This window comes from Succinivibrio dextrinosolvens (assembly GCF_900116345.1).
Taxonomy (GTDB): Bacteria; Pseudomonadota; Gammaproteobacteria; order Enterobacterales; family Succinivibrionaceae; genus Succinivibrio; species Succinivibrio dextrinosolvens_B.
This window is the reverse complement of the sequence record NZ_FPAH01000023.1, coordinates 1-25,908: the sequence shown is the minus strand read 5'-3', so window position 1 is coordinate 25,908 and position 25,908 is coordinate 1. Positions and strand designations below refer to the sequence as shown.

The 25,908-nt window shown below is 39.7% G+C and carries 12 protein-coding genes; 7 read left to right on the top strand and 5 right to left on the bottom strand.

Features of this window, described 5'->3' with window-relative positions; genetic code table 11:
- Positions 1-32 precede the first annotated feature (32 nt).
- On the bottom strand, positions 33-4,478 hold the full coding sequence (locus tag BM308_RS08135; RefSeq protein ID WP_074944414.1) for an AarF/UbiB family protein: 4,446 nt from the start codon (positions 4,476-4,478) through the stop codon (positions 33-35).
- 333 nt (positions 4,479-4,811) lie between these two features.
- Here BM308_RS08135 and BM308_RS08130 point away from each other — a divergent pair, with 333 nt between their 5' ends.
- Positions 4,812-6,677 (top strand): IS1634 family transposase, encoded by a 1,866-nt coding sequence (locus BM308_RS08130; protein WP_074944412.1) that lies wholly within the window; start codon positions 4,812-4,814, stop codon positions 6,675-6,677.
- Positions 6,678-6,786: 109 nt separating this feature from the next.
- On the opposite strand, the gene BM308_RS08125 is transcribed toward BM308_RS08130, so the two are convergent.
- The 3 genes from BM308_RS08125 to BM308_RS08115 all read right to left on the bottom strand — a co-directional run bounded on the left by BM308_RS08125 (position 6,787) and on the right by BM308_RS08115 (position 16,415).
- On the bottom strand, positions 6,787-13,098 hold the full coding sequence (locus BM308_RS08125) for an AarF/UbiB family protein (RefSeq protein WP_074944410.1): 6,312 nt from the start codon (positions 13,096-13,098) through the stop codon (positions 6,787-6,789).
- A 406-nt stretch (positions 13,099-13,504) separates the two neighbouring features.
- Positions 13,505-15,913, bottom strand: coding sequence for a hypothetical protein (locus tag BM308_RS08120; RefSeq protein ID WP_074944409.1), 2,409 nt, complete (start codon positions 15,911-15,913; stop codon positions 13,505-13,507).
- 46 nt (positions 15,914-15,959) lie between these two features.
- Complete coding sequence (locus BM308_RS08115) at positions 15,960-16,415, bottom strand: type III secretion system chaperone (RefSeq protein WP_074944407.1); 456 nt, start codon at positions 16,413-16,415, stop codon at positions 15,960-15,962.
- Between the two features lie 649 nt (positions 16,416-17,064).
- Here BM308_RS08115 and BM308_RS08110 point away from each other — a divergent pair.
- The 4 genes from BM308_RS08110 to BM308_RS08095 all read left to right on the top strand — a co-directional run bounded on the left by BM308_RS08110 (position 17,065) and on the right by BM308_RS08095 (position 21,054).
- Positions 17,065-17,541 carry a hypothetical protein gene (locus BM308_RS08110; RefSeq protein WP_074944406.1) on the top strand — a complete coding sequence of 159 codons (477 nt, stop codon included), beginning with the start codon at positions 17,065-17,067 and terminating at the stop codon, positions 17,539-17,541.
- Between the two features lie 3 nt (positions 17,542-17,544).
- The gene (locus tag BM308_RS08105; protein ID WP_074944404.1) at positions 17,545-17,961 is read left to right on the top strand and encodes an NfeD family protein; all 417 of its coding nucleotides are present in this window, start codon (positions 17,545-17,547) and stop codon (positions 17,959-17,961) included.
- A gap of 15 nt (positions 17,962-17,976) precedes the next feature.
- Positions 17,977-18,930 carry an SPFH domain-containing protein gene (locus tag BM308_RS08100; protein WP_074944403.1) on the top strand — a complete coding sequence of 318 codons (954 nt, stop codon included), beginning with the start codon at positions 17,977-17,979 and terminating at the stop codon, positions 18,928-18,930.
- A gap of 63 nt (positions 18,931-18,993) precedes the next feature.
- The gene (locus BM308_RS08095; protein ID WP_074944401.1) at positions 18,994-21,054 is read left to right on the top strand and encodes a S49 family peptidase; all 2,061 of its coding nucleotides are present in this window, start codon (positions 18,994-18,996) and stop codon (positions 21,052-21,054) included.
- 125 nt (positions 21,055-21,179) lie between these two features.
- Here the strand turns inward: BM308_RS08095 and glgX are convergent, their stop codons facing one another.
- A complete protein-coding gene (gene glgX, locus BM308_RS08090) occupies positions 21,180-23,339 on the bottom strand; it encodes a glycogen debranching protein GlgX (protein ID WP_074944400.1) in 2,160 nt (719 codons plus the stop codon).
- 494 nt (positions 23,340-23,833) lie between these two features.
- On the opposite strand from glgX, the gene BM308_RS08085 reads away from it, so the two are divergent.
- Entirely contained in the window at positions 23,834-24,304 is a 471-nt protein-coding gene (locus tag BM308_RS08085; RefSeq protein WP_074944398.1) for a type III secretion system chaperone, read from the top strand.
- Between the two features lie 36 nt (positions 24,305-24,340).
- Positions 24,341-25,624, top strand: coding sequence for a hypothetical protein (locus BM308_RS08080; RefSeq protein ID WP_074944397.1), 1,284 nt, complete (start codon positions 24,341-24,343; stop codon positions 25,622-25,624).
- Positions 25,625-25,908 lie beyond the last annotated feature (284 nt).

Below are 25,908 nucleotides of genomic sequence, written 5' to 3'. Positions count from 1 at the left end.
TTTGTAGAAAATACGATCCTTGTATATCAGGATTAGGTATTATTTGCACTAATCATAGTTAAGATAGCATCAAAAGTAGCTGAGATACCAACCTTGGTAGCAGTCGATATAGGCTTACTCTTTCCTACCTCATTCATAACCTTCATAAAGGAAGGCATTTCTGTACTACTCTTGATAATCGTATCCTTAAAGTTCTGTTCATAGGCATCAAGATCAGCTCTCAGGATTTCTTCGAGTTTATCTGTAACAGCCTGAACATTAACAAATGATGGGTCAAACTCATACATTTCGATTTCACGTCTTAAACGATTAAAGTAAGGGGCAATACAGACGTTGTATTCATCAGTGTCAGGTTTGCCTTTTTTAACATTATCGAGGTGCTCAGCCATAATGCGTTGTACCTCTGGATAGAAATGATAGTTTGGCTCATCAGACATATATCCAGGCACACTACTGAAGTTGCCGTCATTATCAAGCTCATTACGCAGCATATTTATCTGATCAAGCTCAGTCTGAATCGTATCTGCATCAACAAGAGACTGCTTTCCGATGTTTTTTCTGGTGTAATACAGGCAGCGGCCTGCAAAATCAAGTGGATAATACTGCTTGGTTCCACCCACTGGATTTCCAGCCATTCTGGACATGGTGGCAGCTACCTTTTTAATCATATCATTTACCTGCTCTATGGAGTTATTCAGTCTCAGCTGACACTGAGAGAACTTGAATAAGGCAGGAGGGATCTCAATACCCATATTGGAGATTTTGTTGATACATACGCCTAGCATTGCACCCACATCATCCATGGTACCTAAGGCTATAACCTCCTTAACAACATCCTCAATAGCAGCTCTGTTCTCATTGAACTTTGCCTTTCCTTCCGGAGTTAGAAGAGCTTCAAAGGAAGAATAGAAACGCTCTGGTTTCTTGAACATCAGTGCTGCCATGGTTTTGAAGATATTCTTCTGCTCATCTGAGGTCATCTGTGTGGTATTACCAAAGTCAATCATGGTCATCTCACGAGTGGAGCTGTCATACATGATATTTCCTGAATGCAGATCTCCATGATAGAAGCCTCCATCATACAGAGCCTGAGTTACCCACACACGGGTCATATCAGTCAGAGATTTCTGACATTCAACCAGTTCTTTGTAGATAGCGTTAAGTTCATTACGCTTGCTGATGTAATCCTGCAAAGTGTCTACATGCTTGAAGGCAGGTTCGTTAATAGCCTCGGAAGAGTTATATATCGTCTTCATGACAGGTTCTTTAACTTTAAAAGTCTTACCTGTTACAGGATCTGTCTTTTCAACCTCCTGCATAACGATATTAGGTTCAGTGATTGCGTCAAGCTTCTTGGTAATGCCGTTCAGATAGTTGGACACAGTCTGTCCCTTTGCAAGATTCTGCATCATCACAGAATTTGTTGAATGAACCTTACCGTTAAGGGTTGCACTCTTTACCTTTGAATATGGGGTATTGTTATAGCAGTTTGCTTTCTTGGTATTCTCTGACTCCTCTCTTAAGTCCATCTCGGCTAAGATACTGTCAAGCTGTCCCTTGAAAGTCTGCTCCATACCATCCTTATACTCACGGGCAACACTTAAGAAAATATCCTTTTCACGTTCTGCACGATTCTTGATGTCAGGTTTAATCATCTTCACCACACAGTCCTCTACAAATGGACTCTGATCAGAGTAAACCTTAACTAAGAAAGCCTGACCTACAGAGGCTGAACCCAGAGATTTAACAACCTCAATAGATTTAACCGCACCATTTGACTTCTCGACCATCTCCTGAAGCTGAGCCAGAACAACCTTATCAGGAATAGGAGCCAGATTACACTTGGTATCTGCCAGAGCCTTCTTCAGATCTGCAAGGATCTGCTTGCTCTGAGGATCGGTATCACTTGATGGCTCAGGAACAGGAATTGCCTGCAGAACCTTCTGCATAATTGGACCAACACCTTTAATCAGAGCACCAAGCTTGGCACCGTAGGAATCTGAACCTTTAGAGTAACGGACAAGGGAGGCAATCATATGATTTCTGTCCTTCGTATCCACACTCACAAAGTATCGAGCCAGAGTATTTCTTATAAAACGTCCGTAACCGCTGTTCATAGAGAAACTGTCCGCAGCCATATCAGACAGCTTGTTCTTCTTTTCCTCGGCAGTCATCTCAGAGACCGGTTTTTCGGTATTCACGACTTTTACAAAGCGGCGAGGCTCTGAATTTGCAATATAAGGAGCACGCTCCATAGCTTCCCTAATATCACTTATAAAGGTCTCGATCTTGACATCCTCGGCATTGAATTTCTTTGGCTGACCTATAGCTAAAAGACGACTGTTTTCCTCTGACATGTTTAACATAGCCAGCTTGTCATTTAAGCCCTTCTTTTCATTAATCAGCTTATTGAGAGCCGCATTTTCGGTTACATCTCTGTATTTGATAAGCTTGGTTAGCTCCTCATCAGAGCAGTCGACAAGCTTTTTGTTTTCAAGGGTAGCATTTATCTGCAATGCATTCTTAAGCTCAGTGCTCAGCTGCTTTACAAGATCATCCATGCTGTTTTTTCCGGTCTCAGGATCTGCAAAGAACTTCTTGGTTTCATCGAGCTTTACAGGATCACACAGAGACAGGAACTTAGCGATATCCTTGTTATAGGCGGTACCGTCAAGATGATTCTTTAAAGTTAAATAAAGAACAGAGGTATCCTTGGTGTCATTAATAGCGTTTTCTTCGAGCTTCATAAGTTCAACCGTATCGGTCTTATAGCCGTTGAGAACACTGAGCTTTGGATGAGTAAGAAGCTTATGAACCAGATCAGGTGCCAGCTCCTCTCTCTTTTCTGCAGAGGATTCCTTGAATTGCTTTATTTCATCAGCAAGAGCACTGTCAGCCTTGCACAGCATCTCAATCTGAGGATTCTTCATGAAGTTTACATGCTCAAGGAGCATCTCCTGTACCTTCATGCAGTCATCAGTATTTTCAGGCACCATATCGACAAAACGTTCTTTTCCTTTGACAACCCCAAGAGTCTTATCAATCTCATCGCAGATCTTCATCAGATAGCCATTCATGGTGTCCTGGAACATTTCCGTACCCTTGCCCAGAACTTCTTCCATCTGACCATATACTTTGGTAAGCGCATCATCTGGCACAAATGCTGTCATTAGGGTCAGTTTTCCTAAAAAAGCCAGCTTGTTGAACAGGAAAAAGGTACTGTTAGGATCCTTTGGAATGCCGTCGATTGTCTTTTTAAGTTGAGCCTTGACATCTGGCTCAAGATCTTTGAACTCAGGCAGATCCAGAGTATTCGGATCATGCATTAACTGCTTGAGTTTTTCTCCGGTATCTTCAGTTTTGAACTCTTTGATACTATCTAGGAATTTGTTTAAAGGTTCTACAATTAATGGCTCAACATTAAGCACCAGCTCAGGTTTGATTAAAAGATCCGCAATGGTATTAAGATGCTTTGCAAAGACCATTCTCATGTGAGTAGCATTAGCCTTCGCAGATTTCACGTCTGACTTCCAGCTCTCACTGTCGGAGATAAGATCAGCAACAAGATTTCTGACTTCCTTCTCTGTGGTTTTCAGAGGCCCTTTCTCGGACTCCTTCTTTGGCTCTTCAAGCTCAGCAGGAGCTGTATAGGAAATCTTTACCTTGATATCTTCTGGTTTGCCGCTTTTCTGAAGATTCTCGAAATGGGTGATCATTTCATTGACTTCAGGGCTGTTGGTCTGATTGTACAGGCCCATTTCCTTTGAGAAGGCAAAGTAATAGTCAAAAGCCTCTTTATCGTCCTTGTAACGACCGTCAACGGCAGTCATGCCCATACGGTACATCAGATCTAAAGGCACATCGTTAAAGGAGGTAGGGTCAGCACCAGTAGCAGCACAGATTGCATTTATACAAAGCTCTCGCGCCTGTCCTCCAAGCTCTGCAGAATCCAGCTTGGCATTTCCATTTTCATCCAGATTTCTAGAGATGGAGTTTTTCATAACATTCTGAGCATTCTCTCTTCCGTACAGCTCAGGATTACTTACAATATCATTTTCAAAACGACGAATTAGTTCCTGGAGTTTAAATGGAACTTCAAGCTCCTGACGACCATCTCGTCCGGTGATGGTTACGCTTATTTTTCCAGACTGTGCATCCGGACGCTTGATTTCGATATTAAGTTTTTCTGAATCTTTTGACAGCTCAAAAGTTGAGCTAGTCTTTGTTGGATTGTTGGCCAAATCACGAAGGTTCTTGTATAGCTCATTGGTATCCGAAACAAGTGTCTTTGCCGTCTCACTTTTGGTTCTTTCAATACTTGACTTAGCAGCACCAAAGGAAAAGATGCTCTTTACCCAGTCAAAAATTGAAAAGCTCTTTTTCTCGGTAATATTCTTTGAGGCAATTGCGTCATTCTTGGTTAAAAGATCTACTGCAAACTGTGATCTCAAGTGTAAGTCATTTACTGCGTCTACCATAATCACAACCTTATTAGCTATTTAAAATATTAGAAACTCTTCTTTTTAGTATAAGCATTCTTTAGCACTACATTATTTAAAGTTTTTGTAATTGTGACATGAGACTGATTATTTATTTAAGAGTTCACAGAATATAGATATAAGGTTTGAAGAAACTAGCTCTTTTCCAAAATATACAAGGTGTTATATTACAGCCTTTATGTTTCCGTAACTTTGTTAATTTAAACACATAACGGAATTAAATTTTAAGGAAAAGTGCATAAACATAAGCTTTTCCTTTATTTTTGTATTATAATATAAACATATAATATATGTGTTTATATAGGTGATATTATGGCTGTTGTTGAGATTCCAAAACTCCCTCCTTTAATGGTTGTTGGTCAGGGGAAATACAAGTATGTAACCTCTTATAAGATTGCCTGGAATAAAGAACTTAAACAGCCAAGGCGTATTGCTGGTCAGAACAAAACCGTGGGTAAGATTATCGGCGGTGGTGTTGAAGGAGTTATTGAGTGGACAGATGCTTTTTTAGAAGAGCATCCTGAACTTAAATCCTTTACTGTAAAAAGAGTATTTAAGAGAATGCAGGGGGCAAAAAAGGTATTTGAATTTATCTTTGAGCCTGCTGATGAAATGATCTCTTTAACAGCTGCCTTTAATCTTTTAAGACTTAATGCCGGTGCTACCTGGGTCTTAGACAATGTTATAGCCAATTCTCCTCTGACTATTGCACTTGAAAGAGTATTTGAAAAATACGGTCGTCATAAGAAACTTTTATCTGTTGCCTATTACATGTACCTGACCTCTAACTCTGCGACTCATCTGTATGAGGATTTTGCCAGAAAACACAGACTGCCATGTCAAAAGCCTCTGGATGCAGCTCAGATTTCTCGGCTATTCTCCAGAATAACTCCTGATGAAATTGACCGCTTTCTGGTTAAGTTAAACGAACTTGTAACAGAAAAGGAAAAGACTCAGGCCGGTAGAGTAAACACCTATTACGCACTGGATTCAACCTCCATATCCACCTACAGCGATGGTATTACCAAAGCAAAATGGGGGCATAACAAGGACGGTGACAGTCTTAAGCAGATTAACCTTTTAATGCTGGTTAACCAGGAAACTGCTATGCCTCTGTACTACAGAAGTTATACCGGCAATACTCCTGATGTTTCTACAGTAAGAAATCTGATTTCCGAGATTATCCGTACCGGCATTAACCGCAGAGCCATTCTTGTTGCAGATAAAGGATACTGCAGTATTCGTAACATTAACGAGCTTATCCTGAGTGAACTTGGCTTTGTAATTAACTGCAGAAACACCTATACCTTTGCAAAGCAAATCATTGCTGAAAACTATTCTGCTCTTGAGGATTACTGTTCCTACAATTCAAAGATTCAGTGCTACTGCCTTACCACTAAATGTGAATGGTCCTATCCTACATACGACAAGACTCCTACGGGCAGAGCCGTTAAGGCCAGAACCTCACTTTATCTGCATCTGTATCTGGATAAGAACATTAGAGCCGAATGCGAAAATACTCTTCTAAAACGAACAATCATGCCGGTTTTAGAAAAACTTAGAGCCAATATTCCTCTGAATCAGGAGGAAAACTCTATCAGAGAGAATTTCCTTAAAGATAACGGTAATGGTAACTACTCCACCAATCATATTAAGAAAGCTGAATTCCTTTTAACCAAGGGAATTAGAATCCTAATCTCAAATGAGGTTGATGATGCTGTGGAAGCCTGGAGAGCTTATTACGAAAGAGAAAGAGTTGAAGATGTCTTTAAGGTTATTAAACAGACTGTAGGTGGCAGCAGATTCAGAACTGCCAAAAATGAATCCACTGAAGGAAAGGCTTTTGTTATGTTCCTGTCCTGTGCTGTTGGGATGATGTTCCGTCAGAGAGTTAATCTGGCATGCAAAAAAGGTATGCAGCTTCCTTATGATTCTGACAACAAACTTCTGGTTATGCTTGATTCAATTGAGCAGACGGTATTCAGAAACGGAGCTTATTATTCAGAAGTTACTGGTGTACAGAAAGAGCTTTTGAATGCTTTAGATATACCTCTGCCAACTCCTGAACCATATGGAAAAGTAGGTAAAGAGGAAGAAGACGTGGATGAGGATGATGACATCAGATCACTTGATGAACTGGAGATCGTCTTAAACAAGATTGAATCCCAGTCAAAATAAAGGCAGGAGTTTAGTCCTGCCTCTACTAGAAACCTAAACATATAAAAATTAAAAAGTTTAGGTAATTATAGAGCGTCATTTGCACACTGAATTATGACTTCAGATTAACCTATGCGAAGATGCTCTTAAGTCCGTACTTAATAGAAGTCATAGTGCCAAGTGTCTTAACCGCATCCCACTTATAGGTCTGTAAGACCTCAGACATACCTGTCAGGAAATTTTCTTCCCCCTTATTCTTTTCCTCGAGGAAGCTCTTAAGGATTTCAAACTCCTGCTGCATCTGGGCTGTCACCTTCTCCTTATAATAGGCAAAGAACTCATCAAAGGCCTCTTCTTCAGCCCTCTGTTCTGCTAAAGTTATCTCCTGATTTTTATTTGTCTTCTTTTCATTTTCAAGACGAGGTCCCTGCCACTTTTCATACAGATCTTTGAATTTAGGATCATCCATAAAGCAGAATGCGGCTTTAACACTGCCAGTCTGAGCAGAAAAATCCAAAGAATTTGTTTGAGAACCGACATGCTTTACCTTTCGCTTTAATTTTTCCTCAGGATCCTTTAACAGATTATCAAGCTCTTCGTTGTAAAGTTTCAGAAGAGCCTTGCTCTGATCCTTCTCTTCTATATCACCGACAAAGATATTAACAGCCTTCTTTGCAAAACTTGCTGTAGGACACAGAGAGTTGCTTCTTGTATCATCTCTGCTTAACCCCAGCTTTAAGAATAGCTTTCGTACGGTATCAATCTGAGAATTCATCTCATCAATGGTATTCTGCAAAGACAACTGACACAGCTCAAAGTTATATATAGGAGCAGGAATTTCAATACCCTCCTTAAGAATAGCCTCCATAGCAAGCTTGATTCTAAGTCCGGTATCGTTCTCTTCGCCCTTACTCAAAATAGCAGAGATCACATCAGTCAGATGCTGTTCTACCGTCATCTGCACACCATTGTAATCTTTAACCTCTGAAAGGCGCTGAAGACTCTTCTCTGAGAGAAGATTCTTCAAGCCCTGCATAAAGGCCTGTCCGTTTGAATCGATGGAAGCTGCCATCATGCGAATGATATTTTCCTGCTGGTAAGGCTTTAACTTGATACAGTTACCAAAGTCAATAACGGTAAGCTTGTCTTTTGATGTCATGATATTACCAGCATGAAGATCACCATGATAGAAGCCTGTTTCAAAAATCCCCTGAGAAACCCATTCCTTAGAGAATTTAACCAGATTATTACGCTGCTCAATCAGATCCTTGTACTCGGTAAGTAGCTTGCTATGCATATCCACAAAGTCACTTTCTGACGGGGTGAGATCGTCCCTCTCTGCAAGAAACTCATCAATAGATGCATACTGAGGTTTGAATTCAAGTCCTGGGATTCTTGATTCAACCTTGGTTACAGGCTTCAGAATGTCGTCTAAGACCTTATTTTCGAGAGAATTGATAACACAGTTTACAGTTACTCCAGGAGCCTTTTCAATAATCAGTACATCAGTAGATGGTGGTACCAGATCAAAAAGCTTCATACTCTGAACATTAGGATCAAAGTTGTTGTAAACCTGACCGGAAATAATGTTCTGAGCTTCAATGGTGAGATCAAGCTCCTCCATAATTGACTTTAAAGAACCTTCAAAGGTTACATCCATGCCAGGAATATTCTTGGCTGCTTCCCTGAAGATCTCAAGCTCACGGTGAGCCTTGTTCATAACATCCGGACGCAGGATCTTGATAACACAGTCAACGCCCTCAGGCTTGTCAGAAGTATAAACCTTGCAGAGGAAAGCCTCCCCCACTGAGGCTGCACCTAATGAGCGCTCTATTTCAATCTTCTTAACCTTGCCATCCGAATTGTTAACAATCTGTAAAAGATGAGCCTGAACCACAGATTCAGGTATAGGAGCCAGATTACTCTTCATGTCAGAGAAGGACTTTTTGAGTTCCTCGCTGATCTCTTTCTGAGGTGTCTTCTGTAGCATCTTCTGCATGATAGGTCCTGCTCCCTTAAAGGCAGAACCAATCATTTTATCTGTTGAAATATTGCCATTCTTGTCTGCTCTTGAATACCTGATTGAGGCAGATACCATGGAAAGCTTATCCATTTTGGAAAGCTTGTTGAAGTAGTTCTTGCGGACATTGGTAACGAACTGAGTCATGACATCATCTTTATTGCCAGAACTCTCATCTAAAGACTTTAAAGTAGAGTTCGGATTAAGAGGATCGGACATATCACCTTTGTCAACAGGAGGATTTTGTGCTTTTTCCTCCTCTGCATTGACAGCTTCACCGTTAACCTCATCACCATCCAGTGCAATAGGTTCAGCCTGAACCTCCTGTTCAGGAACCGCCTCAGGAGTATTTATCATCTCACTTAAATTTTCTAAAATCGTATCAACTGAGTCTTCAAGAGTCTTTTCGGCACTGATAAGACTGAGCTTAAGCTCAAGCTGTGTCTGAGTAAACTCTGAATTAGCCTTGTTTATATCAAAGTTCAGCAGGTTTCTTATAAAATCAGCACCGTTTTCAAGCTGACCATCTGTGAAGATGTCTGTATTTTTATCTGCAAGTATTTCCAGACCGGATTCCCTTATCTGTTTTACCAGAGCCTCAACCTGAGGCTTGATTACAGATGGAAGAGTATTTAACGCCATAGGATCCTTAATCATATAGGAAAGCGCCTTGGCGTGCTTTTTCAGAAGTCGTAGGAGCTTAGCTCCAGGCTGTATTGCATCAGGAGCGTCTTTTTCAAGCTTATCAATAGATTTATCATACTCTCTGCCGTCTTCTTCAAAAATCAGATCGGCAAGGAAATTGTGAACCCAGAAAGCACGCTGCTCAGCCGTAAGCTCTTTCTGATCATTTGCAAAAGAAGAAACAATATCCAGATCAAAACGTATATAGTCCTCCTGAGCATTTCTTACCGCCAGGATATCATCCTCAAGCTTATCCATGGCGCTCTTGAAGTCAAAAGCTCCATTATCGGATAGACTTGCCGAACCAATGGCCTCATTTGAGGTTAGAGTAACTCCCGGAACACTCTTTGGAATGGTCGTGGTAACGGTATACATTGCGTCAGAGAACATATCTCTGAGATCCTGAGTTATAGGATTGTAAAGCTTCTTATTAAAGGTTAGAGGATCATGATTAAAAGTATAAAGAAGTTTATCTGCAAGTTCTCTATAGTCAGAGGTATTCAGATATTCCCTCCCCTTTCCTGAGGTATAAGTCTGAGTCAACACAGTGCGGAAAGGAGCAAAGGCAAGAATCAGATGTTTTGACAGATAAGTCTGCTGCGGAGTCAGCCCATCAGAGAAACTCAAATCAAAAGCATGAACAAGAAGTGAAGGGTGATTCTCAAGCACTCTCCTCATGGTAGCCTCATCGAGATTACCCTGATTAGTCAGCTCTTCAATTTCCTTCAAACCTGTTTCAACATCACGATTTTCAATGGTGGCAAACAGTGAGGCAAAGTTCTCGCACATCCTGTGCTGACAGGCGTTTTTTTCGTCCCCCAGGAAATCATCTCTGGTCTTTCTCAGTTCTTCATTTGTGACATCTTTTTCAAGCTGCTCTAGCACAGAGGAAATCGGAGACTTTAACCCAGAAGCAAGACAGGTTTCAACCATCTCCTTGAAAAGACCGGTTATATCAGTATCTTTATTTGAGTTAAGCACTCCCTTGATATAGTTGCTTCCAAGAAATCCAGAAAAAACTGAAGCAAATTTAGTAATCACGGAATAATCTGACTTGGACATGTAAGGTTTGAACCTTTGCAGATTTTTCTGAACATCCTTTGAATTGTTGGATTGTACAAGTTCCGAGAATAACCTGAATAATGGCTTATTCTCGCTGATTTTTAAAGGAGGCATAGTATCATCAGAAATAAGGTTGGTTAAAACCTTATCAATAGTCAGACCTTTACCCTTGAGAGAGTCAATCTCCTTTGCCATGGCAGAGAATTCCTCTGCCTTTTTATATCTGCTGATTGCAGTATAAAAAGCTTCTTCATTCTTAACCTTGTTTAGAGCCAGAAGAAGATTTCTGGTTTTCTCTGGTACGCTCTGGGTAATAAAGTTTTTGTGGTCAGGATTTTCAAAGAGACTGATAACAGCGATGTATTTGCCTTTAAGCTCCTTAAACTGTTCATAGGTGAAATTTTTTGACCTTAATGCTATTGACAGTTCCTCGGTGAGATTCTGTAACTTGACAACACTCATAGAGGAAATTGCATTTGGAATACGGGATACTTTTACAAAGAAAGGATCAACCGTTTTTTTCTCCTCAGCCTTAGGAACATCACCGCCCCCGAAGAAAGATCCGATTGAAGAAAAGAAACCGGCAATGCTGTTCTTCATATCAAATGCAGTCAGAGAAGAGTCAATATCACCAGCTGTTATCTTGTCAAACCCGATTTCTCGACACAGAGAACAGACAATATCCCCAACCTCGGAATTTATGATCTTACCGATTGAGGTGTTGCTGAAGGCCAACTCCGGATTTGTGGAATTGGTCTCCTGCATAATCTTTTTTATCTCCGCATTGATAGAGGCAAATATTTCCTTATTCTCCAGAACCATATTCTTGATAAGCTTTTCATCACTCAAATAGGTTGGATTCTTCTTCAGATTGTTAAGTTCAGTGTTAAGGTGTTTTAATGTTTCCTGTGCAGCAGGATCCTGACTGTTCTTAAGTTTGGCAATCTCAGACTCTAGCTTGTAGAGCTTGTCATCATATTCGGCTTTAAGGATATGATTATGATTGAAGTCACTATTAAGGCCGATAATCTTAGAGGTCAGCAAATCTGCAGTATAGAAGTTTTTGAGTTTGTTCTGAGAATTCTCCTTTAGCGATCTGAGGCCATCTGTATATTTCTTTGCGTTCTCAGTACCATACTCTTTAACAAGTTCTATCTTATTCTGCAGAACCGCTTTCTGCTTAGTGTACTTGTTATCGGTTCCGTTTAGTATTACTGAGGTATCAACTTTCTGAGAAACGCTCTGAGGAGATTCCTTCTTTTCCGTCTCAAGCTTTTCAATAATGGAATTTACATAAATAGAATTTATCTTCTGACTATGCTTACCAGCCTCGCCAAGCTCCTCAGGCATGACCTGATTATTCAGAGGCACAGGATTATCCAGTGCATTCTGAGCTCTCTGGGCAAGTAAATTCTCATGCTCCTCATTTAAGGTATCAATTCTCTTCTCCAGATCTGCAATCTTATCTACAACCAGTGTTCTGTTTTTGGTTGCTGTCTCAAGCTCAGATTCAACTCCTCGTTTTTTCTGAAGATCTTCAGGAGTCAGATCTTTTTTCTCAAGATAGGAAGCAATAGCGGAACTTTTCTCTGAGATAGTCTTATCTAGAGATTCCTTTTTAGTTTTCTGAGCATTAAGCTCAAGTGTCAGCTTGTTTAGATTGCTCTGATAAATCTGATCTTCAATATTGGCGATGGACTCGTTATATAGAGCCTCCTTCTGAACAAGAGAACTGTTAAGCTTAGTGGCAATAAGCTGATGTTTAGCTTCCACTTTCTTAAGCTCATTCTCAAGAAATGTCCTATTGCTCTGAAAAATATCTGCATCAGAACTGCCACTCTCGCGAAGTGTTTCAGAATTGTTTCTAATATCTCTTACAATGGATTCTAGAGAGTTGAAGTCCATTACACTGAGCTCATCGTATTTCTTCTCACCGCCAGTCATATGAGAGAGAATGTTTGTAAGCATACCTCTGCGGTTTATATCCTTATTCTCAGCATCCAGACTGATAAGAGCAGATTCCAGCCCAAAAATATCAATATGGGAGCAGATATCGGTAGAGATCAGAGTCTTCATCTGCTGTAAATCATATGGCAGTCTGATTTTCTGCTCCATACGCGGAAGTTTGATAAAAAGCTGATTCTTCTCATTACGTTCTAACTGAGCATGAATTACTTTTCCATCGTTGAAGAGATCGACATTGACGCTGTTAGAGTGTTCATCCTTAGGAAAATTTGCCAGAGCATAATTAACAGCCAGAGTGTTGTTCTTAAGCTCCATAGCTTCTTTACGGTCATTACTTTTATTCAGATGGTTGATGAGGGGGGATGCAAGACCGAAGGATATCACACACAGAAACTTTTCAAAGAAATTGAATTTGTGCTTACGCTGCAGAGTTCTCTCAAAGGTGTCATGAGTTTCAAGAGGAGACCTGAAGAGCTGCAGAGCCTTGTTTTTGCTTACAAGAGCATCAGATAAGACGGGAACATCGGTTAGTTCGTTAACTACCTGAGGAGGATTAAGCTGTTCCTCATGCTCATCGGATTCCTCAATATCATCCATGTTCTCGATGGTGGTATTAAGTCCGTTCATTTCAGCAATAAGGCTGTTTTTATCATATTCGTAATTGTTCTGAACGTTATTCTGATTACCGCCATTAATTGGAAAATCGGACATAATACACCTCTCGACACATACAGTCCTTTTGACATGCCTCCAAAAGGAGCTCTTTTATAGTACTTATACAATCTTTAAGTCAGCAGGATTAACACAAAGATATCCGCTTAAAAATTATTGAAACATATACACATATATATAATATTTTTTCAGCTACATTTATAACAATTATCAAAATTGTGAACTGCAATAAATAAATCAATTAAGAATATATCAGTTATAAGGTTACTTATTGTTATTAAAGATAATTAATAAAATTTAATGAAATGTTACAGAAAATTTTATATATATTTTTTTTACTAAATAAAAAAAATTGCCTTAAACCAAAAGCCCACCAGCATAATATATTTCCATTACGTTGGGGGCTCATTAAAATCTGAAAGATAAATAAATATCTATCCGTCTTCTAATCTGGTTCCACAATAGAATAAGTAGACTCAGTCATTCTAATATTTGACTCAAAATCCTTCGAGAATGTATCCATGATTCGTTTCATCTTGTCATGGGCATTATCTCCCTGATTCTCAGGACCAACCTCTTCATCAATATTTTGTACATGAGCATTGTTCAGGGATTTGTAATCAAACTTACCAAGTCTTGAAAGCTCACTTTCGTCAATTCTGAACTCAAAATTGCCTTTAACCTTGGTATTAGGATTCAGAGTGATATCCTGACCTCCATACTGTAGGGACGAAGCATCCTGCTCATAAGAGCAGTTAACGACAAAACTATCTCCTGAGTACCTAAGATTAAGTGACGATTTTTCACTCTGAGGACCATTTCCGGATAGTTTAAACAGTGGTTTATCATGATTATCACTCAGACCAAGAGGAACACCATCAGTAATTGTCTTGACGGTTTGCTTACTTATCATTGACATCACAATACCAACCTTATTCTTCTCTTCGGCGGTTAATCCATCAAATGCAGACTTCTTTCCCTGAGTAACAAACTGAGCAAGCTGATCCAGCGCAATTTTAGGATCTTTATTTAAAGGCTTGTCTTCTATTTTGACATCAAGTACTGAGAGATCCTTGAAAAATGAAGTATCCTCAATTCGACCATTAGAAAAAGAAATCATGGAAGAAATAATATTCCAGTCCAGCATTCTCTTAACGTCTTTAAAAACGGCAGCAGAGAACATCTCAGAAGTATTGAATGGACGTTTGGCAGCAATACTCTTGTTATAAGCTATATTCTCAAACTTGTCCCTGAGAAAGCCAAAATGTTCTCCTTTCATATAATCTTGATAATGATTTTCAAGTCTGGTTTTTGCCTCTCTGTTAGCCTCAGATATAGCATCGGATTTGATCTGAGCTATTAAATCAGAATTAGCCTGCCCTAATGAAGCCACAAAAACTTTAGGATCCGTTCCTGTAAACTCGTGCAGCAGTGTCATAAAGTTATTAGACAGAAGATCCATATAATGAAGTTCTTCGCGTTGAAGATCCTGCATCTGTCTTGTGGTATCTTCAGATCTAAGAAAAGAGTTTGACTGCTGTTGGTAAGCTGCAGAAAGATTTGACAGCATCACAGAATCAAATCCTTTCATAATATTCATTCGCTGTGCTGGCTCAAGTTTTAAAAGAATAAGATTCATCTGCAGAGACCTGAATGCAGCCATGTAATCCTCGCCTGTATCTGGATGTTTCTCAGGGAGAACTCTAGATGCATCTATCATTACATTTTTAAGTTTTAAAATAGCCTTATGCAGATCCATAGCAGATGAATTGCCATTAATTTTCGTCAGATCCCCAAGATCTGCAGAATTTATAAAGTTAAACTGCGAAGCAATTGTGCCTTTAGGAAAACTTGCGCCACGAAGAGCGATAAGCAGCTCTTTACCTTTATCCAAAATCTTAGGGTTATTGACGCTTAGCGCACGATATTCCTCAAGATTAGTTTTAATACCTTCAATTTTCTTCTTTATAGCATCTACGGTACGGAAGGTATTATCAGCTCTCAGTATAAGAGGCAGAGCAACCTTTCTAACAATAGACTGTAACTCAGGATCACCCTTTAAATCCTCTGCCGTGTACTTCACAACAGCTTCAATTACAGCACTTTTATCAGGAGAATTTTTACTATTCAAAAATTTCTGAAGTTTTTGTTCACTAGCCACATCAGGACTCTTCAAATTCTCAATAGAAAAATCCTCAGGCTTAATCTTGCCGTTTATAACCTCAGAGAGAGCTGACTGAAGGTATTCTGCATAATCATCCGATATCTCAGGTTTGCCCAGAGCCTCAGAATTCTTTATGTCTATAATCAGCTTTCCCAACAAAGAAAGGTCGTTATTTACATGATTTCGCAAAGTCTCTTCATCAATAACAGTCTGACCATCCTTATTTGTGGTTGGAGGATTATCAACATATTTCTCTACATAAGAGGTTAACAGTTTTTTTAAACTATCAGAAAACTTGATTTGTCCATTTGATACAAAAGATAAAGATTCAATAGTCTGATTAGCCAGGGAAGAAACCATTTTTGAGGCATTATGCTTCAGAATAGACTTTTTGTTCGATGTAATAAAATTATCAGCCAGTACTTTGATTTCGCTTCCGGTAAGAGCCTTTTTGGTGCTGATATTCTTCATCTGATTATCCAACGCCTCTTTTCCCATTTCGTTGGATTCTGTTATCAGGGTCCTTCTAATGGCATTGACAAGATTAGCGACACGCTCTCTTGAATGACCAAGATTAAAAAGACATTTGAACTTGTGAAGCAATCCCGATTTTTTTATCTCTCCACTGTCAGAAAGATAATAAGATTTGCTTGTGTCGATTTTGGAAATATTCTCAAGATTAAGATCCATATTCTCTACCTCATATCAATCTAATCGGGTTATCGCTCATTTCTGTTTAAACAGAAAGTCCATGCTCCAGCATTTTCTCGTTTCCCTGAGAACTTACGGTTGCCGGAATATCCTGATATGCAGCAATAATCGCATTATGAACATCATAAGCAGTCTCGCCAAAAGCGTTCAGAATAGCAGCAAACTTTTCCACACTCAGATCTTTTAAAGGAACATATCTGGTCAGTACCAGATTTTCTTCAAAAAGACCTATAAAACACCCTCCTGTTCCCACACCGTTATAGCAAAGTGAAAGAGCCATCCTCAAGGCAGATTCATTTAGACGGACTATCTTGTCAGGATCTGTTACGGGAGCAAAAATAGCGATATCATCACTCTCCTGTTGATGCTTAAAACTTATAACAATACCGTCCCTTTCCAGCATACAGGTATCGTAGATGTCAGGTTCTAAATCAAGCCCGCTCTCCTCGGACAGTTTTGCTACAAGATCCTTGAAAAACATTAAATGCTCCTTAGTTGTCGGTTAACCGTTATCTTCTGAATATTTCTATTCAAATATTGCTTTATCTGCATAAGTTATAGGCTTAATACTTCGAAGAGAGCATTCATACCACCTGTAGTTATGCATACATCAAGACCTTCCGGTCATGAAGGACTCCGCTGTTTTCTTTGAATTTACACAGAAAGCAACACTTCGAAAAGTGTTGAGCTATTTATAAGGATAGGATATTTTTTCAGCTACATTTGTAGTAGAATTGCAAGAGTGTGAGCTAGGATAAATTATTAAATAAAAAATCAAGATAAAAAAATCTTACTTATTGATATTAAAAATAATTTTTTAATTCTTTGAAATATAAAAATAAAAGTTTATATTTTTTTTCACTATATTCAAATAAATCTTAAACTATTAATTAAATCACTGTTTATTTCCACTAACTTTCCAATAAGGTAAATGGAGTATATATACAGAATCTTTTTGACAGAGTTTAAAAAAGACTAGCTCTGTCCCGATTAAAACAGACGGCTGTGATATAATTTTTCATACAAAAGCAGTCAAAATCTGCCTTATAAGAACAAACAGCTCTCCAAGTCACCAAACGGCTTAGAGAAAAAAAATCACCGCTCAGACAAAAGATATATATAAGGATTTTATGAGCAACATTCCTTTTGAACCTAAAGATGGAGATTATGTATCTCTCATTGAAAAACTGGGGAAGACCTCAATCGATGAGATTAAGGATGAAATAGCCAAATCTCAGAAAGAGCATCAGCAGCACGCTGGCGTGCTGAACAGTCCTTCAATTGAAAAGAGCATTTCACAGAAGAATCAGAACCATTCTCCTGCACAGGCACAAATTTCCGGCACCACACAGAACACAACCCGGGCGCAGAGCTATTCAAATACCACCGGCTCAGGCTCTGTAACCTATGAATCTGCGATAAATAAAATACTCAAGGTTCTGCTCTTCATTGGTTTTCTGTTTGCAGCCACCATCACCGGCGTTATAGCTGTCACAGTTGATACAGAGGATGAGGAAATTATACTGTTTCCTATGATCGTCTACATAATCTTTGTAGCAGTGGTCTCCTCAAAGCTCAGCAAGAGAAAAAACACTAAGGAGAAATAGGAAATGGATAACTATCTTATCTGGCTGATCTTAGGCCTGGTGCTTTTAGGTGTGGAGATGATGATTGGCAGTATCTATCTTCTGGCTCTGGTAGCCGGCTGTGCCATCGCCTGTATCTTCGCCTTTATGGGCACAACTTTTACCGCACAGTGCATCATTGCTGCTGTGGTGGCAATTGCAGGTGTGATTACAGCCTTCATCTTCAGGCGCAATATCAGAAAAAAGCTTACCCCAAATCAGGACTGTGACAATCTTGATAAGGGACAGATTATTACCGTCGAGAAAATCGATTCTGACGGAGGTGCCACTGTCAGCTACAGAGGTTCTTTGTGGAAGGCCTATGCCAGAGAAGGAACTCTGGAAGCAGGTATTTACCACATTGAGAAGGTTGAAGGCACCAGACTGATTTTAATCAAATAGTAAAGGAGCATGTAAATGTATTTAGATATGGATATTTCAGGCGGCACTGTTGCCCTGATTCTGATTATTATTGCAATCATCTTTGCACTAAAGGCTATCAAGGTTATTCCACAGCAGACTGCATGGGTAATTGAAAGACTTGGTAAATTCCACAAGGTTTTAAATCCAGGTCTTAATTTCATTATTCCTTTTATCGACAAGGTTGCCTACAAGCATTCCCTAAAGGAAATTCCTCTGGATACTCCAAGCCAGGTATGTATCACCCGTGATAACACCCAGCTTTCAGTAGACGGTATTCTATACTTCCAGGTAACAGATCCTAAGCTTGCCTCCTACGGTACCTCAAACTATATCATCGCCATCACCCAGCTGGCTCAGACCACTCTGCGTTCTGTTATCGGTAAAATGGTACTTGATGAGACCTTTGAGGAGCGTGACGTAATCAACAATCAGGTGGTAGCTGCAATTGATGAGGCAGCATTAAACTGGGGTGTTAAGGTACTGCGTTATGAAATCAAGGATCTCACACCTCCTGCCGTAATTCTGCAGGCAATGCAGAGACAGATCACTGCAGAAAGAGAGAAAAGAGCTGTTATCTTCGAGTCTGAAGGTAGAAAACAGGAACAGATTAACCTTGCAAACGGTGCAAGAGAAGCTGCTATTGCCAAGTCAGAAGGTGAGAAGCAGTCAGAAATCAATATCGCAGAAGGTAAGGCTCAGGCTACCATCGCCATCGCCAATGCAACGGCCAAGGCTCTTGAAACCATCGCTTCAGCTACTCAGGCTGAAGGCGGCAACACCGCTGTAAACCTCAAGGTTGCAGAGCAGTATATCGAGGCTTTCTCAAATCTTGCCAAGACCAACAATACTCTGATTGTGCCAAACAACCTTTCAGATGTATCAGGCATGGTAAGCTCTGTGATGAAGATTGTTCAGTCAACATCTCAGGCCCCTGCTGTAACCAAATAATCAGAACAACTCTCATAAGACAGGACATAATTGTCCTGTCTTATCTTTTTGAGGATATGCATTATGGATTTTAAAGATCCTGATAATTCCACCTCCCAGAACCGTAAAGACTACATAACCATTCAGACAGGGGCAGAGAACAACGCAAGTTCCCCTTCCCTGCTCAAAGGCTTATGTCATATCTTTATGATGATTGGCTCCATTATCACCTTTATCAGAAACACGGTTTTCAATATCATTTTCATCCTGCTTATCATCGCCATCTTTGCCCTGGTGGGACTTGTAAACACAGTTTCCGATAAAGGCTCTGAAGTGATTGCAGAACTATCTGGAAAGAGTACACATGAAATCGAACAGATTGAACCGGTACTGTGCTTTGACTTAAACGGCCCTATCTACGAGTATCCTTTACCTGATGATGACTACTCAAAGCTATCCAGAAGCCTGGATGAGAAGCTGAACAACCGCCGCATCAATGACATTCTCTCCATTGAAAAAGCCCTGAAAGCAGCTTTGAATGAAGATGGAATCAAGGAGATCTATCTTAATCTCACAGAATGCAAGACCACCTTCCCGGTCGCAGAACGTATCTATAATGCAGTTCGAGAGTATAAGGAGAAAAAGCCTGACACCAAGATCACCGCTTTTGCAGAAAGCTATGGAGCATCAGCATACAGAATCGCCACTGCAGCTGACAGAATCGTGATTGATCCTCTGGGAGGATTCGATTTCAAGGGCTTTGCAAGCTCTAATCTTTATCTGAAAGATCTTTTGGACAGGTTCAGAGTGGAGCCTTTGGTATTCAAGGCAGGTGAATTTAAGAGTGCCGTAGAAATCTTTACAGAGAACAGAATGTCAGATGGAGTAAAAAAAGAATATCAGCATATCTTTGATTCTCTGTGGAAGCTTTACAAGAACTCTTTAAATGCAAGAGATCATGCCTCTTCAGCCTTAACCGCAGTCTTTGACAATCCTGAACGTTTCTTATCAGAACTGGATAGATTCCGTGGATCTGAGGCAGAGCTTCTAAAGAACATGGGACTTGTGGATGAAATCAACTCTCAGCTCAATCTTGAATATGCCTACTCAAAGGATTACGGCTTTGAAGACAATATGCTAAATCCTAACATGACTGACTATCAGGATCTTGCAGACTCCATAGCTACTGTTTCTACAATCTCCAAGGCAAAGAAAAAGAAACACAAAAAGAGCAGTTCAGAAAACACCGTAAAGAGTGAAAGTTCTGATGGTAAATCAGAGATTGCGGTTTTATACGGTATCGGTGAGATTGTGGATTTCTCAGAGAGACCAACTGATTTTACCCCAGACAATATCGCCTCTCAGATTGAGAAGATTCTTGAAGATAAAAACATCAAAGGTGTTATCTTCTATATCAATTCCCCTGGCGGTTCTGTTACTGCATCAGAAAAAATCAGAAATCTGATTGTAAAGCTCAAGGAGACACGTGAAATTCCTGTTTATGTTTCCATGAACTCACTTTGTGCTTCAGGTGCCTACTGGATCAGTACTGCCTGTGACAGACTCTATGCTACACCAACCACCATTACAGGCTCCATCGGAGTATTCTCAGTAGGACTGGGTCTGCACGATCTCTTAAACGAGTATGGAATCAGACAGGACGGTGTTGAGACTTCAGAGCTTGAAAGAACACCTTTTGCGGTCAGAATGCCAGAATCTCAGCGCAGAATGAATACCCTTCAGATTGAAGGTATTTACGAGAACTTTATCTCTCTGGTCAAAAATTCCCGTAGGGCTCTCAGGAACACAGACTACAGAGTCTTCGCCGAGGGTAAGGTATTCCTCTGTGAAGATGCTCTGTCTTTAAAGCTTATCGATGATAGTAAAGATCTCTTTGGTGTCTATGAAGAGATGAAAGCAGCTATCAAGAAGGATGATAAAGATGAAATTACACTTGTACATCTGTCTTCAGACAGTGGCAACAAGGCAAATCTCTTCAAATCGCTTTTCCTGAAAACAGCGTCTGGCTTTGTAGAACCTGAGTATGTAAAGACCATACTTGATCTACTGGATAAGAGTGCCAGAGTCAGCGAGAATAAACCAAAGCTTATGGCTATAGGTGCTATCAGAGAGGTAACTCTTTAGGATTTACGTCCACTTTGCATATACAGCGAAGGCGTCTTCAAAAGACGCCTTCACTGCAATTTAAGCAATAAAAAAACGCTATTCCAAAGAGAGCCCCGGAATAGCGTGCACAATTAACAACATTCCTAAGAACGATTAGAATGTCTGGTCTTAGATTCAATTGAAGTTGAATCCACAATCTTTTTTACAACAGTGTTTCTAAGTTTAAAGACTCTGATACAAGGACATTTTGTGGTTATGCTCTTTACACTATGAGTCGATTCAGGAAGACCTGTATCAGTAGCCGTATTGAAGATCTCCACCCATTCTCTGCCCGGAGATGCAGGAGGAAGTTTAAAACTCTGCGACTTGGACTTCTGATTAAAAATTACACACCAGGATTCACCTTCATCGTCATTCACTGCACCTGCAACGAGAACCACAGTATCAGTCTCAGGATTATTCCAGTCTGCAGAGTGCATCTGCACACCGTCAGGTCGATACCAGGTAGCCTCATAACTTGCTCGTTTAGTACTTACTCGATAGTTATCATCAACCAGCAGCAGTTCTCTTAAAAGCATCGACTCATGTCGAATCTGATTAAGCATGGAGATAAAGTAGATAAAGTTCTTGTTCTCCTCAGAGTAATCCCATTTTGTCCAGGAGATCTCATTATCCTGACAGTAAGCATTATTGTTGCCCTGCTGAGTACGGGAAAACTCATCTCCTCCCAAAAGATGAGGAATACCCTGACTTAAAATGGTTGATGCAATCAGATTGCGTTTCATCTGCCAGCGTTTTGCATTTATCTTCTTGTCTGAAGTTGGACCTTCCTTGCCGCAGTTGGTAGAGTAATTGTCATTACAGCCGTCACGGTTATTCTCTCCGTTATCCTCATTGTGCTTGGAGTTATAGGAAACCAGATCATTAAGGGTAAAACCGTCATGATAGGTTACAAAGTTCAGACTGGATTTGATGGACCTGGTCTCTTTTAAGTAAATATCACGTGAGCCCATAATGCGGGTGATATACTCACCGATAAGGCCCTTGTCGCCTCGCCAGAAACGTCTTACCGTGTCACGGAATCTGTCGTTCTGCTCAGCCCAGCCCTGAGGGAAACCACCCACATGATAACCATTGTTTCCAACATCCCAAGGCTCAGCAATAAGAATGGACTTGTTAATAGAATCATTGCAGAAACACCCCTTTAAAAATGCACAATTAGGATCGAAATCATTAAAGACCTCACCGTGACTTTCACGACACAAGGTTACACAGAGATCGAATCTGAAACCATCAACCTTCATGTCGTTAAGCCAGTGAGTCATGGAATTTAGCACCAGATTAAGTGTTGGGCTTGAATCCACATTAACCGAGTTACCGCAGCCGGTAACATCAAAGAAATTACCATAATCACTGGAGCCATCCTTATTGCGAGGATGTACGTAGTAGTTATGAGCATCAAAGCCCTTAAGACTTAATACACTGCCTCCGTTTCCGCCTTCACCGGTATGGTTGTAAACCACATCCAGAATTACTGCAATACCGTTACGATGGAACTCACGAACCATCTCTTTAAATTCATTGACGGCATTTCTTGGGTTTACAGCAAATCTTGGGTCTGGGGCGAAGTAGCAGACAGGGTTATACCCCCAGTAGTTTACCTTACCGATTTTGGATAAATGAGGCTCAGATATATAGGCATAGATTGGATTTAACTGAACCGCAGTAATACCGAGTCTCTTTAAATGAGCAATCACCTTCTCATGGCACATGCCTAAAAATTTGCCACGCTGCTCCTGAGGAACATCTTCATTAAGCATGGTCATGCCTTTGACATTACACTCGTAAATTAGAATGTCATCAAGAGAGATAGCTGGTTTTTGAACGCCCTGCCAGTCAAAATCACTATCATCACATACAATGCTCTTTGGAATAAAATCGTCGTAATGATTATGATAACGATCCTCGGTATAGACAAAGGGCTTTGAAATAGCCTTGGCATAAGGGTCAACCAGAATATGATCCTTCATGAAATATAGACCGCGTGAAGGATCGTACTCGCCTATTGCCTCATAGCCGTATAGATCACCGACCTGAACACCATCGATAAAGCCATACCAGACACTTCCCTTTTTCTCAGGAAGACTTACCTTTCTGATTTCATGTTCGCTTTTATCATACAGATGGACAACTATCTGTTCAGCCTTAGGAGACCATACTGAAAAATAGCATCCGCCTTCGGCAGGAGTTACGCCCAAAGGCACAAGCCTGAAATCCACATGCCGGGAGATAGGTTGATTCATACCACATTCCTCAGTTCTCAAGATCTGCTGTTTTATCTTTTAAATTATTGTTCTAGTTTTACAGCTTCAAATGCTGTTTTTTCTTATAAAAATTTAAGTCGGAACCTTTTCTAATTATCGGAAATTAAACTTAGCAAGTTTATCTTTAGAAGAATTTAGAACAGCTTTTCTTATCAACTCTGTGAAGCTCTCTGATTTTTGAAAAAAATCATAAAAAATGCCTACCTTTTTGTGAATTTTGACCTTGTTGAAAAATAGAAGACAAGTGACACATAACCAGTTTGAACAGATGTGAATTTTGTTTTATTACTGATATATATGAAACTGTGAATTAGCAAAGAAGTTTTTTTGTAACAGGAACCATCTTTTTACATATTTGTATCCAAAGAATGTGAACCTTGACATTTTTGAGCTTTTATTATGCATAATTATGATGTATACATACTTATATGTAGTTCTTTTTTTAGTGCATTTGATTATATGAGAGGCAGACTGTGATTAGTTCAAAAGAGTCATATGACAAACTACTTGAAGTATTAGGCAAAACCCTTGGAATAAAGCTGGCTTTCGAGGACGACAGCTGTCATCTACAAATAGAGGAATTAGATCTTGGATGCTGTATCCGCAAATTTGAGAATGAAGAAAGAGTAGTTCTTCTGGGGGTACTGGCAAAGGGAATGCCAGATGATTTGAGATATGATCTGGTTATTGATTTTCTTTCCTCTGCAATCAATCCTCTATACAAATCAGGACCAACAGTTGCTTATGACGAGGAGGATGATGTTCTTCTTGCCTATGTAAGTATTGATATCAAAGATATTGACGTAAATGAATTTCCTGAAATTGTCGAGGAATTCATGGTGTTTGAAAAACACTACCGCGACAGAATCAACGAAACTCCAGATACAGCTGAAAATTCAGGCAATTCATCAGCATCTGAGATTATCGGAAAGATTAACAACTAGTGTACCGTTAACCGCAGGTTAACCAGAGAGGAAGATATGGCAGGGCCAGAGCTAAGAGTAAATAACATAAGCCAAATTAATACCTCTGCATTTGTCGAAAAAGAAACAAATACACTGCAGAATGGATCTATTCGTCTTGGAAAATCAATATATAACGTTAAGTTTGTAAATGGAGACATTCAGGTTAAATTTAAAAACTGGTTTTTGAATCTGTTTAACCGCAACATGTCTAAAGAAATCAAATCACACCTTGAGGAAAAACTTACCGCAGACAGATTCGTGATCACTGAAAGCTTTAATGCCGCAAAAAAAATAGGCTCTAAAAGTGGAATAAAACAGGTAGTTCTTTATGGAATGTCTGAAGTTAGAGACAAAGGCAAAAAAGCAATAGATCAGGCAAACGAACAGTTAAAGACTGAAGGAAAGCAGGGGTTCAAGGCAACAACTGTTGATACCTATAATTCAAGTATTGGTATAGATTGGGAGCAGATTGCAGATGATCCAGTAAGTATGTTTGCTAAAATCAAGGACGGCACCATCGGCAACAATATGACCGAAAAAGATGAGAATGGCTTCGAAGAGGTTATTGAACAGGACACACGTCAGGAGTGGAAGCAGTTCTTACAGAAAAATGCCGACAAAGTAGATATCTTTAAGAAAATTTCTTCCTTCATAAAGGAAGGAATAAAGCCTCTACATATGGGACAAAAGACCACCGGCTGGGCCAATCAGGTCAATAAATATGGAGTAGATGCCACTTTAAAAGGCTTTATTTTAAAACAGATGGAACCTGACCTCAGAGATAACTATCTTAAAGACGGAACAATAGATTCCTATGTTGAGATTCTGAAGGAATGTGTGGATAAATACAATAAAGGAGATCTTACCAAAGAAGAATACAATGCAATACTGGATAAGCATTTTCCTCATCATAAAGTAGATGACAATGAGGACCCCCATGAAGACTTCTATAAACATAGAGCCTTTGGTGATGTTATAGCAAATGCGTTCTTCAGACAGACCAGTAAACTTGGACTTGAGTTCTTCCAGGAAAAAGGCATCAAAGTAGTATTTCAGTGGACCAACAAACATGGTCACTCTATGAATACAGAAAAGAATCAGGCTGAACTCCACAACAAATGGTGGCTTAATAACCAACACACAAAATTAAGCAACAAGCTCAAGTACGGCTCCATAACCTACTCAGAGATGAGACATGTAGAACGTCTAGCCAAGAAGCTAGGTGAAAAGAACCTGAACGTCAACAAACTTACAGGAACAACAAACGACAAGATTGACGGATGGAATAGTGATATCTGACAGGATTAGAAATTACAAAGAGGGTGACTAAAAAGGTCGCCCTCTATTTTTACCTAAATTTTGTGGTTTTATTAACATTATTGATAATATTTTTATATTAAATCTTTATCTATTTCCTTGATATACAAAGTTAATATACTATACTTAATAATATAAAGAGTTATATTATTGGTAATATCGTTATGGATAAAGAAGATCTTTTCAAACCCTATATTCAAGATGATTTAGCCTTACTTCCTCCTTGTATTGGTGATTTTATCTCCCCTTCAGATCCCGTCAGACTC